Source organism: Prolixibacter sp. SD074 (assembly GCF_009617895.1).
GTDB lineage: Bacteria > Bacteroidota > Bacteroidia > Bacteroidales > Prolixibacteraceae > Prolixibacter.
The window spans coordinates 422696-439902 of record NZ_BLAW01000001.1 but is presented as its reverse complement, the minus strand read 5'-3'; the positions used below and the strand labels follow the sequence as shown (position 1 = coordinate 439902).

Genomic DNA, 17207 nt, shown 5'->3' with positions numbered 1-17207 from the left:
GAAAGGATGCAGAAAAACCATTCAATCCCCATAGTGTATAGCTTTGAACAGCAACGGTTAAGCCCAACACGAATTAAAACACAATTGGGCGTGCATTTTGAGCGCAGTTACCCAAAAAAAAGGCAGTAAGTATGCAAACCTACTGCCTTTTTTCAGGGCCCAACTGTGCCTTAATTCCTAAAATGTTGAACTTAACCTCACTGGCGTTCGGTGGTTTTACAGGCCACCGAAAACCAGTATCTTTGAGGCATTTAATCATTTAAAATTAATTATTATGACAAATTTAAAAAAAGCTTTGAACAGGAAGCGGTTTTACGCAATTTAAGTGAAAGGACCCGTAAAAGTTACTGGTGGCACATTGCCGATTACAGTAACTTTTGCAAAAAAGACCCGGAACACACGGGAGTAGAAGAACTCAGGGCCTATTTTCAAAGTATGCTCACCGATGGGAACCACAAACCGGGCAGTGTAAAAATGGGCTACTACGCCCTTCGGTTCCTCTTTACAAATATTTACCATAAGGAGTGGGCAAAAGAATACCTTCCAACGCCAAAGGTTGCCAAAACACTCCCGCTGGTTTTATCAAAAGACGAAGTGAGCGATGTACTCGGGGCTATTGACAACTTCAAGCACCGCGCTATCATCATGCTCATTTATTCCACCGGGGCCAGGGTATCAGAGAGTGTAAACATCAAACTTACCGACATTGACAGCCGACGGATGCAGGTAAACATCCAGGAAGGCAAAGGGCTGAAACAACGTAAAGTGCCGCTATCGCCGGTTTTACTTTCTGTTTTAAGGGATTATTACAAAAAGTACAAGCCGCAGCATTACCTTTTTGAAGGCGCGGGAGGAAAAGGTACCCACCTGGGCATTACAGCAGTACGGACTATTTGTATTAATGCACGGCACCGCACGCCACAGGTTAAAAAGCCTTACACGCCACACACTTTCCGGCATTGTTTTGCCACGCACCACCTCGAACAGGGCACCAACATTCTGGCCATACAGCGCCTGATGGGGCATTCCGATTTAAGCAACACGCTCAAATACCTCCACGTGCAGCAACTCAACACAAGCCAGGTGGTAAACCCGCTGGACACGCTGGAAGGACTGGAGGGGCTATGCAGGAACAAATAACTGTAGGAAGTTTACTGCGTGAATACGGGGGAAACTACATCAGCCAAAACAAGGTAACAAAAGAGCAGCAGAGCTTAATCCACCTGCTGTCGGCGTGCCGCACCGGGGGCCTTGGAAGCCATTTCGAGAAATGCGACCATTGCAGCTATACAGAGAAATCTTATAACTCCTGCCGCAACCGCCACTGCCCTGTGTGCCAGCAAAAAGAAAAACTGGAATGGCTGGACAAACGGATGAAAGAACTTCTCCCGGTGGGGTATTACCATTTGGTGTTCACCCTGCCGCATGAGTTAAACCCGCTTTGCCTGCAAAATAAGAAGGCGATGTATGGTTTATTATTTAAAGCTGTTTCACAAACCCTGCTCGAACTTACCCGTGACGTAAAGCACCTGGGCGCTGATATTGGCCTGGTTACCGTACTCCATACCTGGGGGCAGAACATGAAGGAACACCCACACCTGCATTGCATCATGCCCGCAGGGGGCCTGGGCTTCGACCGCGAACACTGGGTGCATGTACCGGCCAAAAACAACTTTTTCATCGCAGGCAAGATATTGGCAAAAAAGTTCAGGGGAAAGTTTCTGTATTTGCTAAAACAAGCCAAAGAAAAAGGGGAACTCGATTTTCACGGCAAACTGGCAGGCATAAAAGGGCCTGTGCAGTTTAACCGCTTCCTCACGCCTTTATACAAAAAGGACTGGGTGGTGAATGCGCAGGCACCCATGGGCAATCCTGAAAAAATACTGGAATACCTTTCGCGTTACGTGTTTCGTATTGCCATTACCGACCGGCGGATTTTGGAAGTGAAGAATGGCAAAGTGCGATTTTCGTGGAAAGATTACCGTACAGGCAGGTTCAGGGAAATGAAACTGGATGTGGATGAGTTTATCCGCCGGTTTTTGTTGCACATTTTGCCAAAGGGCTTTTTTAAAGTGCGGTACTATGGAATTTTATCGAGCCGTTACCGTAAACAAAACATCCTGGCGGCAAAACAACTGCTGGCACAAGAGGTCGAAAACCGGAAAGAAGAGGCACTGGAAGATGGCGGCCAGGTTTGGGAAAGACAGGATACGGTGTGGACTGAAATCCTGGAATGTATCCAAAACTTCCGGCAGCCCAACTGCCCGGTATGTAAAAAAGGAAGGCTGCGTTTTGCCGGTTTGGTGAAAGATGTTCCGTGGGAACCCGGATAGTGCCTACCCTGCAAATCGTTCTTTGAAAAAATTGCACAACCGGTTTACCGGCTAAAAATTCCCTGTTTTTGGCTGAACGGGAAAAGTATGTCCGGTGGGAAACGAAAAACGTGCCCAATATCCGGGTCCCGGCCCCAAAACAGGTAAAATAGCAAAACCGGCAGCAGAAAAACAACGGAAAGGATGCAGGAAAACCATTCAATCCCCATAGTGTATAGCTTTGAACAGCAACGGTTAAGCCCAACACGAATTAAAACACAATTGAGCGCGCATTTTGAGCGCTGTTACCCTAAAAAAAGGCAGTAAGTATGCAAACCTACTGCCTTTTTTCAGGGCCCAACTGTGCCTTAATTCCTAAAATGTTAGCGTTTCGTTGTTCATTTTTCTCGTTAATTTTCTTTCATTTTTGCTGCATTGTCTTCTTGTCCGTGCGTTAGGAACAGACACTCTCTTTGCCAAGTTTTGGCTTGAGGGTCGGCTGGTGCGACTTGGCAATGTGTGTGGCTGTTTAGCGTTGGCATTCCTATTCGTTTAAAGTATTTTCTAATGTCGTCTTAAATTCGTTTTCGCTGTTGTAATTGTAGAATGGTACGGCTGTTATCAAATAAGTGTCCGTGTGGATTTTGATTGTCTTTTGTTCTGCTCTGATTTCATTTAAAAAGTCTTCTTTCCATTTGTCGTGGCCTTTTAAATGCTCTCCTTTAGGTTCTATGAAGACTTGAAAAGTCATTTGTGCTCCGTTACGTTGCTTGCAGAATAATAAAAAGTCTGGTTCAAAGGCTCGTCCGAGTTTGTCGAAGATTTTAATTTCTCTTTCGTTTCGGATTAGGTAAATGTTTTCAAACTTCTGATTCAGTCCTTCAAATCGTCTGGAAAACAGTTCTACAAATTTCTTTTCTTCACTTGTTCCGTAGTTAGCATTGTAAACATACCAAGGCTCGTTGGCTACTAAAGTTTCCTGTCCGTCTGCTCTTTCGCTGTCTTTGTAAACTTTAATTTCTTTGTCTTTGAAAACTTTATGAATTGGTTCTTTGATATAGTCTGAACCTTCATATTCTGTCGAGTTGCTCTTTATGTCTGCTTCAATGATTTGCAGAAGTCCGTTTAAGGCTTGCAAATAGTCGAAATGGCTAATTTCTTTCAGTCGTTTGGTTGTTCCGCTAAAAGTAATTTCTAAACCTGCTAAAAAGTCTGTGCTGTCAATGAAATTGGAAAGTGAACCAACACTTGGAAAGTAATGTGATAAACTGTCGAAATAGAAAAATGGGTTTTGGCTTAATGCAAAACGGATTGTGTTTTTCGGAATTTCAGTCAGCTTTACATCTTTGGTTTTAATTACTTCATCATTTGATTGTGTCGGCTCCATTTCAAAAAAGGCACTTGACATTCTGCCAACTCCCGAAGATAAAGTGTGTCGGTAGTTAGTTTTCTTAACTCCTAAATCGGCAAACGATTTTATGTTGTCAAAACTCTTTGGCACTTTCTTATTGAAGAAAACGTGTCCGTCTTTGTAAAAATCTGTTTTCTTAAATTCAGGTTTTAAAAACAAATTAAGTTGAACCAAATTAGCATCATCTTCATAAATACCCGAATCAACAAGAGCTTTCTTCAATTCCGAAATGTAACGACTATCTTCTTTGGTGTGATAATACAATTCTTCCAATGTTTTCAAGTCGTTGGAAATTTCATCATCAAATTTTCGGGTAAACTTGTCTTGCCCTTCTTCTAAAGCAAACGGATAATACCTTGCACCACGTCCAATTAATTGGGCTTCTGAAAGTGTCGTTTTGCCTGGCTTTCCGTCTTTGCCGTCTCGGTCTTCATAAAGGCGAACAATGTCAAACAAATTCAAAACGTCCCAACCTTCGTTCAGCTTTTGAACGGCAAAAATGGCACGGATTGGATTGTTTTCATCTTCTAATGTATTGAGCAATATTTGGTTTTGTTCGGCTTCTGCGTCATTATTGGCACTCAAGCAATTTTCAAATCTGAAATTGGTTTGAATACGTTTTACTATTTCGTTGGCTGAAATGCCTTTGGCTTCAAAAAATCGGAAAGCCTTTTGAACGATTGGAACAGTAGAAGTCTTTTGAATTTTCTCTACCATTGACACCGAAAAATCGTCAATCAGTTTGTGAAAGTTCTCTTTGTTCTGCTCTGATTCCTTGATTGTCTTTTTGGCTTTAAATAGAATTACAGGCTTCAAATTGATATTGTTTGAAGTTGCCAATTCCTGACGATACATATTCAAAATCAAAGCCTGAATGATTCTATCCTTCTCGTCATACAAGGAACGAATAAGATTGATTTCTTTGGAATACTTGTCTTTACGAAACTCGGCAAGGTCGTATTTGAAAATAACTTTGTCTTGATAGTGTTTTACCAATTCCGCTGTTTCGGTATCAATGGTTGCCGTATACTCCAATAAGATATTTTCAAAATTGGAATCGTGAATTTTCTTTACGGTGTCTTCCCAACTGCCAAACAGATTGCCCGATTTTGTTCCTGCTACCAAGTGGTGAGCTTCGTCAGCAATTAAAACCAATTTTTTGTCTTTAAAATCTTCGTAGGTTACGCTGTTTTCTTTGGTGTTGTTCAGGTCAATGTGAAGCTGTTGAATGGTGGTAAACTTCAAATTGATATTCTGATTGTCGGCTTCTTCAAAGTTGTCAATCTCTTTGATTAGCACTTCTTTTCCGTCAATCACAATTTTGTCGTTGAACAAGTATTTTGAAGCCTGCGGATTGAGGAAATTGTCTTTGGTTTTCTGAATGATATTGTTGCTGTTTACAAAAAACAAAAAGTTGCGATAGCCTTTTTGGTAAAGGTGCAACATCAAACCTGCCATTATCAAAGTTTTTCCGCTTCCTGTTGCCATATTGTAAAGCAAGTGAAAGGGTCTTTTGGGTTTGCCTTCAAAATCTTCTGAATCGCAAAGAATAAAACGCTGAAAAGATTCAATCTGATAAGGTCGCTGACCAAATCCGGGCTTTAAATTGTCGGTTATGTGATTAGGAACGGTAACTTGTGCAATAGCTCTTTTACCAAATTCCTGTAACAATGTGTCATATAAAAACGCCATTCGATTACTTCTTAATTTGGTAAAAATTTTGGGTTACTTTCTTTTCTTCTGCGGTGCAAGTAAAGTCGGCATCATTAAGCGAAGAAAGATTTACATACAATTGGTTTTTGTCTAATAGCTCGCAAAGGTGTTGTTTTTGCTCGGCAAGGCTCAAGGCTTTAAACTCTTCCAAATGCTCATCTTGCTTCTTTATATCCACATTGTAATTCAAGAAGCTTTTTGCTTTCATCTGTTCCCAAACCTGTAAAAGTGCTTCAGTGTCTTTGGCTTCTTCAATCTGCTCAATGAAAGTTTGATTGTATTTTTTGAGTTCGAGATAGATAAATTCATCTGAACCATTTTGCTCAATCACTCTCTGAACGCGTTTTGAAGTTACAGTTTCAACATAGTCCATTTGCTCACACATAATGAATTTGCGATTTCCACCATCTTCCTTGTTTAATTCTAAAACTGCGTGTGCAGTTGTACCACTGCCTGCGTGATAATCCAAAACAATAGCATCTTTATCGTTACCAACAACGGCATAAACACAATCTTTTACATTGTATAATGATTTCGGAAAACTAAATTTATTTTCTGGAACTAATCTACTAACAATTTTTGTCCCATACTCATTAGCATCATATTTAGGGTCAATCCAAACAGTTTTGTATTGCCCAAAATTTTTACCGATTTCAACATCCCATTGGCCACTTTTTTTTCTTGCTCGAAGTAGGTCTTTTATTTCTTCAACGGATTGTCTCGCATATCTCCACTTTCTTTCAATATTATCATTATCTATTGGATAAATATAAACCTTACCGTCTTTGATAATTTCTCTTTTACTTGGGTGAAAATCATCTTCACATACTTCACCAAATTCAATTATTTCTGAAGTCTTTGGGTCAACAACAATTGGATAGAAACAATTTTTTGCATCACTTCTTAAACTCTCACCACCCCAATTTCTTAAATTGGAAAAGTCAATTTCGCTTTCGTCAATTATTCTATTTCCAATTAATTTCTTTCCTTTTGGGACAACAAAAAATGCGTATTCGTGTGTATATGAGAAATTTGTCCCTTGAACACCCCTTGGATTATGAACAATTGTTATGCAATGCACTTCATAATCTTTGAAAAACTCTTTAAGCATTACGCCCAAATGAGGTTGTTCATTTTCATCAATTGCTACTATCAATACACCATCTTTTCTCAATAAGTCTTTTGCAGCTATTAACCTATTATACATAAAGGTTAGCCAAGTTGAACGCTTAAAACTATTATTGTAAGTAAAAGTATCTCCTAATCCACCTGTATTATATGGTGGGTCTATGTAAATCAGTTTTACTTTTCCTGCAAATTCTTTTTTTAGAGTGTGCAAGGCTAAAAGGTTGTTTCCTTTTATAATCAGGTTGTCGGTTATCGTGCCGTTCTCGTTTCGTTTAAATTGGTCAAGTAGTTTGTCTCCGTCTTTGTCAATGCGTTTGGCATTTGTCAAAACCTTTGGTTCTAGGAGTTGGGTAATTTCGTCTTGTGCCAAAATTTCATTGAAAAAAATTTCCTCTCGTTCGTCTTCATCACGGCTTTGTCCGCCTTCCAAAATGCAGTCCTTAAATGGCCATACCAAAGCCACTTCGTTGCGTTGTTTTAAGTATTTGTCGTCAATGGTAAGTCCAACCTTGTTTTTGTATTGGGTGTAGCTATCGTTCAGGTAGTTTTTCTGCTCTAGAAACTGCACAAACAGGTTTTGGTTGAAAACCAAAGTGCCTTTCACGTTTACAAAAAACTTTTCTTTCAGGTCTGCATTGTCTAACAACAGTCCAATCAGTTCTTCGTCAAAGTTCTGTGCTTTGTTCAGCACCACCCATTTTTTCAGTTCTCCGTTGTCTGTCACAAAGTTGGGCTCTTTCTTTAGTTGTTGCTCTAATGTTTCGTATAGTTTCATTTATATCAAATCCTTAAATTTTAAGTTTCAAAAATACATTTTTCAATTCGGTAATCTTTCAATTTACCACAATTCTTGTCAACGAGTTTTCAAGGGTGGTGGGTGGGCTCGGGTGCGTCGGTAAGAAAACAACTCTTTTGCAAGCTGAAGCATCGGCTTGTGTGTCGGGGCTTGCAAATGTGTTGTTTTGTGTGTCGGCAATTTTCATTTTTCTTTGTCTTTATGCAGCAAAAATTCCTTTATCATTCTGTCGTCTGTTTTGTCTTTTTACAATGAACGCTAACTAGTTTATATGTGTACCAAAACTACCATATATTTCCCATACGGGAGTGTTATGTGTACCTTTGGTATCTTATATTTTGAGATCATCAAATGGGTTTTTAATGTTTTGCAATGCACGGTTACTTACGTGTGTATAAATCTCAGTTGTTTTTGACGATTTGTGTCCAAGCAATTCCTGAATATAGCGAAGATCGGTCCCATTTTCCAGTAAATGGGTAGCAAAACTGTGTCGCAAACAATGAATGGTGTAAACCTTCTTGATTCCCGTTTTTTCCAGGGTTGCTTTAAAAACCTTTTGCAGGCTCGATGCTGTTAATGGCCCTCCCGGGGTTTGTCCTTCTATCAGGTACTGTTTGGGCTGATAAGCATGATAATATTCTTTTATTTTCGACAATAAACGTTCACTAATCGGTATGACCCGGTCTTTTTTCCCTTTCGAGTCAATTACCGACAGTAACCTTCTCTTCGAATCAAGGTGGTTTAGTTTTAGCTGAATCAACTCACTTCTGCGAAGTCCACACGAGTAGATTAGCATCATCGCCATTTTATGCTTGGCGTTTGTAATTCCATTGAAGAATTTTTCCAAATCTTCTTTACTAAATACCTTAGGTAATGGCTTTCCCTTTATAGGACGTTCAATCTTTTCACTGACTATTCGACGATTGTAGTGGAATTGGTAAAACTGTTTCAATGCACTCACGGTCTGATTCTGAAAAGTAGCACTGAGCCCGTTTTTCATGATAAACTCCGTGTTAAAATGCATAATATCGTTATCCGTGATGGTCTCCGGTGTTTTGTTCTGGTGAAACCCAAAAAAGATTTCCAATTGATGGATATAGGTTTTGACACTGTTGGCAGCATACCGTTTTTGTTCCATCCATTTTTTGAAGGACTGGATTTTTGTCTTCACCTCAGGCGATACGTGCGATTTGATGTTCTTTAAATTGTAACGGGGCTTAATTGAGCCTGGACGCTGGGTAGGTTGCTTGCCATTTCTTTTCTTTAACTCCGAATAATCTACGTAGGCCATCCCTTTCAATGCCTCAAAAAAGGCATGCAAATCGAACTGCCCTTCCGGGACGTACCAACATCCCATCGTTTGGCCCCAGCGTGCACCGGCTACCTGCTTCACGCTGTCAATCACCTTCTGGTCGTAACCAAACCTTAGGGTGACCACTGTTTTATCACGGTGACGGGCTTTTTCAAGTACGATGGTCGGCTTTGTCGGCATCTTGTTAGTTATTTCAGTTCCTCAATGTAGAAAAAATTGCTCAAAAACCGGGCATCGGGGCCCCCATCCAAACCCCTTTTTCGGTCGTCATAATTTCCGTTCACCTGCCAGATCCGGCCATTCACCATAAAAAATCGGCCATTCGTCAAAATTATTGGCACAAAACATTTTTTTTACTTAAGTTGAAAACTCATTCGTTTACAGGACAGGAAAACGGGAACTTTTGAGCGATGTAGGAACAGCGGGGCCGGAAGATAGGAGGTTTTCTTTTTTCCCCGGCCAAAACGAATGCAAAGCGTTCTTTAAATAGAATCCCTGTGGCAAAAATACCGGCCGGAGAACGAAAGCAGGTGCCCGCCTTGAAGCAGCGCACAACTGCCTTGAAGCAACACACAACTGCCTTGAAGCAACACACAACTGCCTTGAAGCAACACACAACTGCCCTGAAGCAACGCACAACTGCCTTGAAGCAACGCACAACTGCCCTGAAGCAACGCACAACTGCCTCGAAGCAACGCACAAACCGGACGGTAGGGACGTGATGCTTTGCGTCTTGATGATTGCATAGAGCGCAGGCTTAAGCCCCGGTTTTCAGCAACAAAGGCATTCAATGATAAGCATTGGATAACGGCCGGTTTCCCGGCCAGTATGTTTAATTTCAAATATCTTAATCTATGACTAGGCCTAAATTATCTGAAGCGGAACTGCTGGAACGCAACCGCGTAGCGTTAGAAAACGCCGAACAACAACCCGAAATTGCATCAGCCATGTCCGACCTGGGCTACGATGCAGCCAAAATCGCCGAAGGTAAAACCTTGCTGGCAGAAACCCAGCAAACCTACGGATTCAACAAAACGGAAGACGACGAAACGTCCGAAGCCTACAGTAGCTTTGCAGCCAACCGCGACGCCGTCGACGAAATCTATCGTAAGCACCGCAAAAAAGCGAAAGTGATTTATCGTAAGGATCCGTTGATGCTCGCAAAACTGAACATCGACGGCCAAATTCCCGAAAGCTACGCTAAATGGCTCGAAGTGGTGCAAAAATTCTACACGGAAGCTATCGCCGATACGGCTATCCAGGAAAAATTGGCCGGTTTGAAAATTAGCCTGGAGGAACTGACTGCCACCCAGGCGCAAATTGAAGAGCTAAAAAATGCAAGGACCATTTACCGGCGCGAAGTCGGAGAGTCGCAGGAGGCTACCAAAAAGAAAGATGCCGCGTTCGCTAAAATGGATGACTGGATGTCGGAGTTCTATGCCGTCGCCCGAATCGCCCTCGAAGACCAGCCTCAGCTGCTCGAGGCGCTCGGCAAAATAGTCAAAAGCTAACGGCACATAGCCAAAAGAGGGTGTCCGAAAATGGATTCCCTCTTTTTTCGTATGGCCGAAGCCCTGAATGACCATCCGGAATATTCCCTGTCGGTGGTCGGAGGCCCCGACAGTGGTTTGTGTAATGGTTAACCAATTTTTCCGGCCTGAAAGGCCAACTCAATTCAGCCCGGTGGCAACGCCCCGGGTATGGTTGGTTGTGTTGTTGGAAGCGGTCGTGCGATGTCGTCGATTGAAAATGATTACTGTTTCGACCGCAAGGGAGCGGAGCATCTCATAATGTGAAAACCTGTCAGGTTTCGAAGACCTGACAGGTTTGTCCCGTTCTGGATTTCCCTGTCGGTGGTCCGAAACCCCGGCAGTGGTATGCTTTGGATTTGATGCTTGTTGAATTGGTCTGTTGCCCCTCCCGGCTTAATCCAAAAATATCGACCGTTCCAGTTTCGGAATAATCCCCAAATCTTCGGCTTTGCCGTACAGGGTGCGTACGGCTTGTTTGCCTTCCTCGCCCAGGTTGCGCGTAAATTCGTTCACATACAAATCGATGTGGCTGCGCATTACCGACTCCTCCATTTCCTGCGCATAGAGTTTCACAAACGGATAGGAGGCATCAGGTTGTTCGTAAGCATATTCCACACTGCGCTTCATCACCCGGTTAACCTTCTCCTGCACTTCGCGCGGCAAGTTGCGGTTCACCACAATACCACCCAGGGGAATCGGCGAGCCGGTGGCCTCTTCCCAGTACTCGCCCAGGTCGAGAATCTTTTTAAGCCCTCTCTTCTGGTAGGTAAACCGGTTTTCATGAATAATCAACCCGGCATCCATCTCTCCCGAAAGGACAACCTCTTCGATATCCGAAAACAGGTATTCCTTTTTCTCCTTCACGGTAGGATATGCCACACTAAGCAACAAATTGGCCGTGGTGTGTTCGCCGGGAACCGCAATGCGCAAACCGGGCACTTCGTCGGGATAAATCTTCGTTTTACTAATCAGTAACGGGCCGTTATTCCGCCCCAGCGCACTTCCGGCATCCAGCAAAACATATTGCGAAGTTAACTGTGCATAAGCCGCGTAACTTAACTTGGTAATATCAATTTCGCCGGCAAACGCCAGTCGGTTCAACTCCTCAACATCCGCCATAACCGTCTCAAAAGTCAGTCCTTCGGTATCGATGCGGTTATGGACCATCGCATCAAAAATAAACGTGTCGTTCGGACACGTCGAAAATCCAAGTGTTAAGTTCATATTTTATGAAATCTGTAGTACGGTAGCAAAGTTGCGAAGAATTTTCAACAATTCGTCCGTCAGGTTCTCCAAAGCGGTTGGGATGTCCCATTTGGTTGTGTCGCGCGATTCAACAAAATTCGAAATAGCGCGTATTTCGAGAAACGGAATGTCCTCCATCAGGCAAACGTAAAAAACAGCCGCGCCTTCCATCGATTCGATATCGGCATCAAAGTTCATCTTCAACTGGTCAATGGTGGTGTTACGGCCATGGCCCATATTCACACTCAAGCCATGTACATTGTGCAATTCCATGCTTTGGCGGAAATGCGGGTTCATCAGTTTTCCTCCCTGGAAAGGAAACTGATCTTCCTTCATAAAACCAGCCTGAAACAATGTTTTAAAACCGCCCGGCTCTTCAATGCCCAAATCGCCAAACTGTTCGGAGGTCACATTAACCACCGTGCCAATGGAAAGCTCGTCGTAAAAACTTCCGGCTATACCGGCATTAATCACTAAATCGTATTTTTCTTTCTGAAGAAGACGCGTCAAATGGTAGGTGGTGAAGGAAAGCCCCACACCGGTAAGAATTAAGTCAATCTCCAAATCGTGCCAGCGATAATGCGACACCGGGGAATTTTCGCCTTCTATTTCCTCCATATTTTCCAGGAAAAGCTTCAGTTCAAAACAAGTCGCTGCTACAAAAAGAACCCTCATCAGATTGTTTCGTTGGATTACATCAAATTAATCAACTGCCAAAGATAATGTTCCCATCTATTATGAAAATTACCTTTCACACATTCTTACTCACTTTTGAGGAAAAGGTTAATATTTGTCTTTAATTTGTACCCAGTTTAATTAAAGATGCTGGAAATCAAGAGATGGATCACTGTTTCTGATCTGCCGTTTTCTTTCCTTTGCAGGAAATAGATAAATGTACGGAAGACAGAATTGGAAAGCTCCAAACAATCAGCCCCGTCAACCGTTATTAACAATCGCTATCCTGTTGGGGCAACAGGCAGGAAAACGAATTTACAAAGGAAACGAAGAAGGAAAGTTATATGAAACGGGCATGATTGAAATCCTGAAGAATAATTGTTTCATGCTACATTTCCGTTAAAAATAAAAAATACCGACGAATGAAATTTTCGCTTAACAAAGAGAATAACGGGGGATACAGTAAAATAGAACACTACAATACCGAAAATGTAGAAAAACTGGCCACCAACTACCACGATGTACTGGGATTGCTCGGTGAAGATCCAAATCGCGAAGGATTGAAAAAAACACCCATGCGGGTAGCCAAAGCCATGCAGTTTCTGACCCAGGGATACAACATGGACCCGGAAGAAATTCTACAATCGGCCAAGTTCAAGGAAGATTACCGCCAAATGGTAATCGTAAAAGACATCGAACTCTATTCGCTTTGCGAACATCACATGCTACCTTTTTTCGGAAAAGCGCATGTTGCCTACATCCCGAATGGATACATTACCGGATTGAGCAAGATTGCCCGCGTAGTGGAAGCTTACTCACGCCGGTTACAGGTTCAGGAACGTCTCACGCTTCAAATTAAGGAGTGTATCCAAAATTCACTCAATCCGCTGGGGGTTGCCGTAGTCATCGAAGCTACCCACATGTGCATGGTGATGCGCGGCATCGAAAAACAGAATTCTGTTACGACGACATCCGATTTCACCGGAGCATTCGAAAAGGTAGCCACCCGCGAGGAGTTTATTCGACTTATTAGTTCCGATCTTTCATAAATTGGAGCTTTTTGAACGCTTCATGACCAGAAACCAGATGAACTTTCGCCTGGTTTTTCTCATTCGGGGGACAATGTTTATCTTTGCCACGCATTTTATTTGTACCAAACGGCATTGTAACTACCCCGAAGAATGATGTCGACAGTGCATATTTATTGGGGTTGTGTTCTATATGAAAATTGAAGGACTAAAAAATTAGCTGATGAAAGCATTCGTTTTTCCCGGACAGGGGGCCCAGTTTGTTGGAATGGGAAAAGACCTGTACGACAATTCCGATTTGGCCCGCGAACTTTTCGAAAAGGCCAATGATATTCTCGGTTTCCGTATTACCGACCTGATGTTTGAAGGCGCTGACGAAGATCTAAAACAGACCAAAGTTACGCAACCGGCCATTTTCCTGCACTCCGTGCTGCTGGCGAAAACCCTGGACGATGAATTCAAACCCGACATGGTTGCCGGTCATTCATTAGGCGAGTTCTCCGCGCTGGTTGCCAATGGAGCGTTGTCGTTTGAAGATGGATTGGTACTCGTATCGAAACGGGCGATGGCGATGCAGAAAGCCTGCGAACTGGAGCCTTCTACCATGGCGGCAATTGTGGGCCTGGAAGACGATGTTGTGGAAAAAGTTTGTGCTGAAATCGACGACGTAGTTGTCCCGGCCAATTACAACTGCCCCGGACAGCTGGTTATTTCCGGTTCGAACGAAGGCATCGATAAGGCTTGTGCCAAATTAACCGGGCTGGGAGCCAAACGGGCCCTCAAACTCATGGTTGGCGGCGCTTTCCACTCTCCGCTGATGGAATCGGCCCGCACCGAACTGGCCGAAGCCATCGAAGCAACAACCTTCGATAAACCCAATTGCCCGGTTTACCAGAATGTGACTGCATCAGCCGTTACCGATCCCGACGAAATCCGGAAAAACCTGGTAGCACAATTAACGGCTCCGGTACGCTGGACACAGACCGTTAAAACTATGATTGCTGACGGAGCTACTTCATTCACCGAAATTGGTCCGGGAAAAGTACTTCAGGGGCTGGTGAAAAAAGTCGACCGCAGTATGGAAACCAACGGTATCAACGCTTACCAGGCATAAGAAATAAACACACCATTAATAAAAAGAGACAACCGTTTTTCAGTTGTCTCTTTTTTTATGATTGAAAATTGATGTATTGTTTATTCAAAGAAATGGCGGTCGAGAAATTGCTTCTCCACCGGCGAAACATTCTTCAGCGCCAGGGTGTGATGGGCCATCCGGGCCACCGTCTCCAGTACCACCGTGTGATCGAACGCACGGCTCACATCTTCTCCCCAACAGAAAGGCCCGTGACCGTAAACCAAAACTCCCGGAATACGGGAAGGATCCAAATGCATCCGATCAAATGTCCCTACAATCACACTACCCGTTGCCAGTTCCGGATCCGCATCTTCCGGTTTCTGTTCAACAGGTGGCGTACAGGGAATTTCGCCATTGAAATAATTGGCATGTGTGATGCCTAACGGCGGAATGCCCAGTCCAGCCTGGGCCCAGGCTGTTGCATATTCGGAATGCGAATGAACAATCGCTCCAATTTCCGAAAAACTACGGTACAAAATCAAGTGTGTTTCCGTATCGGAAGAAGGTTTCAGTTCTCCTTCAATCACCTTTCCATCAATATCCACGACCACCATATCCGCAGGAACCATCTCATCATATGAAACCCCGGAAGGCTTGATAACGACCAGTCCGCTTTTCCTGTCAATCGCACTGACATTTCCCCAGGTAAAAATAACCAGTCCCTGCTCAACCAATCGCAGACTTGCTTTATAAACCTGGTGTTTTAAACTTTCAAGCATCTTAACACCAAAAAACTCCCACCTCAAAACGAAGTAGGATTTTCGTTATAATTTATATCTGTTGCCCACCTCACCAGATAACAGCTCTTTTGTCTTCAGGTAAATACATTTTATCACCCGGTTTAACATTAAAGGCTGCATAGAAAGCCGGTAAATTCCGCAACGGGCCAATTACCCGGTAACGGCCAAGAGAGTGTACATCTTCTTTAGCACGGCGCAGAGCTTCCTTATCACGAATATTCTGTGCCCACACATGCGCATAAGCCAGATAAAAACGCTGGTCGGGAGTAAAACCATCAATCTTACCGGTTTCCTTACTGCCCATTTTGAAAGCATCGTAAGCAATATTCAATCCACCCAGATCGGCAATGTTCTCACCCAGGCAAAGGCGTCCGTTAGCATGGACCGTATCGGTATCCAGAACCAGGAACTGATTGAACTCATTAACCAAAACATCGGCCCGCTTATTGAAACGCTTAGCGTCATCATCGGTCCACCAGTCATTCAGGTTACCGTTTTTATCGAATTTACGTCCCTGGTCATCGAAACCGTGAGTCATTTCGTGACCAATAACCACACCGATAGCGCCATAATTGACGGCATCGTCACCATTCACGAAGAAGAACGGAGGCTGCAGAATAGCTGCCGGGAATACAATTTCGTTCATGCTTGGATTGTAATAAGCATTTACCATCTGCGGAGGCATATGCCATTCAGTTTTATCAACCGGTTTATTTACTTTGTCGCGGTTGTATTCGAAACCAAATTTGCGTGCCCGCAGAACATTCTGTACATACGAGTCATCTTTGATCTCCAGGCCTGAATAATCACGCCATTTATCGGGATAACCAACTTTTACGCCAATGGCAGCTAATTTTTCTTCAGCTTTCTTTTTGGTCTCGTCACCCATCCATTCAAGATTCTTGATGCGGTTACCCAATGCTTTACGCAGATTTTCGACCAGGGCCAGCATACGCTGTTTCGCTTCGGGCGGGAAATACTTTTTTACATACAGCTGACCAATAGCCATACTCATTGCACCACTAACCGTCCCTTGAACACGCTTCCAACGTGGGCGCATTACTTCTACTCCACTCATAGTCTTTCCGAAGAAATCGAAGTTCTGTTTTACGAAAGCATCTGAAAGATAAGAAGCGGTACCGTCAATTAACGACCAGCGAAAATAGGTTTTCCAGTCAGCAACCGGAACGTCTTTAACCATAGCATCCACTTCCTTCATGAAAGCAGGCTGCTCTACATTGATGTCTTCCGGCTGTACGCCAATTTGCCGGAAATAAGAAGTCCAGTCAATATCGGGGGCCATTTCAACCAATCCTTTCAGATTGGTTTTGTTGTAAGTTTTATCCGGATCACGCTGTTCCAGACGAGTCATGGCAGCTTTAGCCATCCGGGCCTCCATGCTCATCACGGTCTCTGCATTTTTCTTTGCAGTTGCATCATCGTCGCCCATTAAGCCAAACATCCTGGCTACATGATCAACATATTCTGCACGAAGCTTTTTCGCATGGTCGTTATCATCGGTATAATAAGAACGATCGGGTAAACTGAGTCCTGACTGATAGATCTGGGAAATGACCAGGTCACTGTTTTTCGCATCGGGTGCAGCATAGAAACCAAACGGAGTGGTAAATCCATAGGTTTCGAATGTTGCCAACGTTTTCTGAACGTCTGCCGGAGTTCTAATGGCGGCAATTTCGTCGAAATATGGTTTTAGCGGGGTTAAGCCCTGCTTTTCAATTTTGGCCGTATCCATACCCAGATTATACATCGTGCCAATTTTGTAGGCAACGGTCCCGGGCTCGTTGGTTTTATTAGCAGCATCCTGAACAACAGTTTTTACCTGCTCTTCTGTTTTATCGCCCACTTGGTCGAATGAACCATAACGGCTTTTCTCTGCTGGAATTGGGTGCATTTTTTTCCAACCACCGTTGGCATACTCATTAAAATCCTGGGCCGGACTTAGTGTCGTGTCCAGATCGGCCAGATTAATTGCCGGTTCAGCTGATTCCGTCTTACCTTTTTCATTGCAGGAAGTCATTGAAAAAAGCAAGCCGGTACAAAGTGCGCATGAAAGCGCCACCAGTTTGTTTCTCATCTTTTTGATATTGTTAAAGTTAACACTTGAATAAATATTTTCTGTCTGGTTCATAAAGCTAATCAATGATAATAGGTATAAACAG

At 43.3% G+C, this 17207-nt stretch carries 13 protein-coding genes; 6 read left to right on the top strand and 7 right to left on the bottom strand.

Going from position 1 to position 17207, the window contains the following annotated elements; genetic code table 11:
* Window positions 1-264: 264 nt before the first annotated feature.
* Window positions 265-1140 (top strand): site-specific integrase, encoded by an 876-nt coding sequence (locus tag GJU82_RS01880; RefSeq protein WP_228488754.1) that lies wholly within the window; start codon window positions 265-267, stop codon window positions 1138-1140.
* The gene (locus GJU82_RS01875) at window positions 1125-2333 is read left to right on the top strand and encodes an IS91 family transposase (RefSeq protein ID WP_153630596.1); all 1209 of its coding nucleotides are present in this window, start codon (window positions 1125-1127) and stop codon (window positions 2331-2333) included. The genes GJU82_RS01880 and GJU82_RS01875 overlap by 16 nt, the downstream gene beginning before the upstream one ends.
* Window positions 2334-2856: 523 nt before the next feature.
* Here GJU82_RS01875 and GJU82_RS01870 read toward each other — a convergent pair.
* The 3 genes from GJU82_RS01870 to GJU82_RS01860 all read right to left on the bottom strand — a co-directional run bounded on the left by GJU82_RS01870 (window position 2857) and on the right by GJU82_RS01860 (window position 8852).
* Window positions 2857-5415 (bottom strand): DEAD/DEAH box helicase family protein, encoded by a 2559-nt coding sequence (locus tag GJU82_RS01870; RefSeq protein ID WP_153630595.1) that lies wholly within the window; start codon window positions 5413-5415, stop codon window positions 2857-2859.
* Window positions 5416-5419: 4 nt separating this feature from the next.
* A complete protein-coding gene (locus GJU82_RS01865; protein ID WP_153630594.1) occupies window positions 5420-7339 on the bottom strand; it encodes a site-specific DNA-methyltransferase in 1920 nt (639 codons plus the stop codon).
* A 352-nt stretch (window positions 7340-7691) separates the two neighbouring features.
* On the bottom strand, window positions 7692-8852 hold the full coding sequence (locus GJU82_RS01860; protein ID WP_153630593.1) for a tyrosine-type recombinase/integrase: 1161 nt from the start codon (window positions 8850-8852) through the stop codon (window positions 7692-7694).
* A gap of 317 nt (window positions 8853-9169) precedes the next feature.
* Between GJU82_RS01860 and GJU82_RS01855 the strand changes: the two genes are divergently transcribed.
* Together GJU82_RS01855 and GJU82_RS01850 are read left to right on the top strand one after the other, a co-directional pair.
* Window positions 9170-9394: a hypothetical protein gene (locus tag GJU82_RS01855; RefSeq protein WP_153630592.1), complete on the top strand. Its 225-nt coding sequence runs from the start codon at window positions 9170-9172 to the stop codon at window positions 9392-9394.
* Window positions 9395-9526: 132 nt separating this feature from the next.
* Window positions 9527-10183: a hypothetical protein gene (locus tag GJU82_RS01850; RefSeq protein WP_153630591.1), complete on the top strand. Its 657-nt coding sequence runs from the start codon at window positions 9527-9529 to the stop codon at window positions 10181-10183.
* A gap of 414 nt (window positions 10184-10597) precedes the next feature.
* Here GJU82_RS01850 and GJU82_RS01845 read toward each other — a convergent pair whose 3' ends face one another.
* Together GJU82_RS01845 and mqnB are read right to left on the bottom strand one after the other, a co-directional pair.
* Window positions 10598-11428: a 1,4-dihydroxy-6-naphthoate synthase gene (locus tag GJU82_RS01845; RefSeq protein WP_153630590.1), complete on the bottom strand. Its 831-nt coding sequence runs from the start codon at window positions 11426-11428 to the stop codon at window positions 10598-10600.
* Between the two features lie 3 nt (window positions 11429-11431).
* The gene (gene mqnB, locus GJU82_RS01840) at window positions 11432-12124 is read right to left on the bottom strand and encodes a futalosine hydrolase (RefSeq protein WP_153630589.1); all 693 of its coding nucleotides are present in this window, start codon (window positions 12122-12124) and stop codon (window positions 11432-11434) included.
* Window positions 12125-12546: 422 nt separating this feature from the next.
* Here mqnB and folE point away from each other — a divergent pair, with 422 nt between their 5' ends.
* The gene (folE, locus tag GJU82_RS01835) at window positions 12547-13173 is read left to right on the top strand and encodes a GTP cyclohydrolase I FolE (protein WP_153630588.1); all 627 of its coding nucleotides are present in this window, start codon (window positions 12547-12549) and stop codon (window positions 13171-13173) included.
* Between the two features lie 202 nt (window positions 13174-13375).
* Window positions 13376-14266, top strand: coding sequence for an ACP S-malonyltransferase (fabD, locus tag GJU82_RS01830; RefSeq protein WP_153630587.1), 891 nt, complete (start codon window positions 13376-13378; stop codon window positions 14264-14266).
* Window positions 14267-14346: 80 nt separating this feature from the next.
* Here fabD and araD read toward each other — a convergent pair whose 3' ends face one another.
* The gene (araD, locus tag GJU82_RS01825) at window positions 14347-15033 is read right to left on the bottom strand and encodes an L-ribulose-5-phosphate 4-epimerase AraD (RefSeq protein ID WP_228488527.1); all 687 of its coding nucleotides are present in this window, start codon (window positions 15031-15033) and stop codon (window positions 14347-14349) included.
* A gap of 43 nt (window positions 15034-15076) precedes the next feature.
* Complete coding sequence (locus GJU82_RS01820; protein ID WP_153630586.1) at window positions 15077-17122, bottom strand: M13 family metallopeptidase; 2046 nt, start codon at window positions 17120-17122, stop codon at window positions 15077-15079.
* Window positions 17123-17207 lie beyond the last annotated feature (85 nt).

Coding starts and splice junctions, on each gene's coding strand:
- GJU82_RS01845 (WP_153630590.1), bottom strand. CDS start 11,428: ATGAACTTAACACTTGGATTTTCGACGTGTCCGAACGACACGTTTATT.
- folE (WP_153630588.1), top strand. CDS start 12,547: ATGAAATTTTCGCTTAACAAAGAGAATAACGGGGGATACAGTAAAATA.
- GJU82_RS01850 (WP_153630591.1), top strand. CDS start 9,527: ATGACTAGGCCTAAATTATCTGAAGCGGAACTGCTGGAACGCAACCGC.
- GJU82_RS01865 (WP_153630594.1), bottom strand. CDS start 7,339: ATGAAACTATACGAAACATTAGAGCAACAACTAAAGAAAGAGCCCAAC.
- GJU82_RS01870 (WP_153630595.1), bottom strand. CDS start 5,415: ATGGCGTTTTTATATGACACATTGTTACAGGAATTTGGTAAAAGAGCT.
- mqnB (WP_153630589.1), bottom strand. CDS start 12,124: ATGAGGGTTCTTTTTGTAGCAGCGACTTGTTTTGAACTGAAGCTTTTC.
- GJU82_RS01875 (WP_153630596.1), top strand. CDS start 1,125: ATGCAGGAACAAATAACTGTAGGAAGTTTACTGCGTGAATACGGGGGA.
- fabD (WP_153630587.1), top strand. CDS start 13,376: ATGAAAGCATTCGTTTTTCCCGGACAGGGGGCCCAGTTTGTTGGAATG.
- GJU82_RS01820 (WP_153630586.1), bottom strand. CDS start 17,122: ATGAGAAACAAACTGGTGGCGCTTTCATGCGCACTTTGTACCGGCTTG.
- GJU82_RS01860 (WP_153630593.1), bottom strand. CDS start 8,852: ATGCCGACAAAGCCGACCATCGTACTTGAAAAAGCCCGTCACCGTGAT.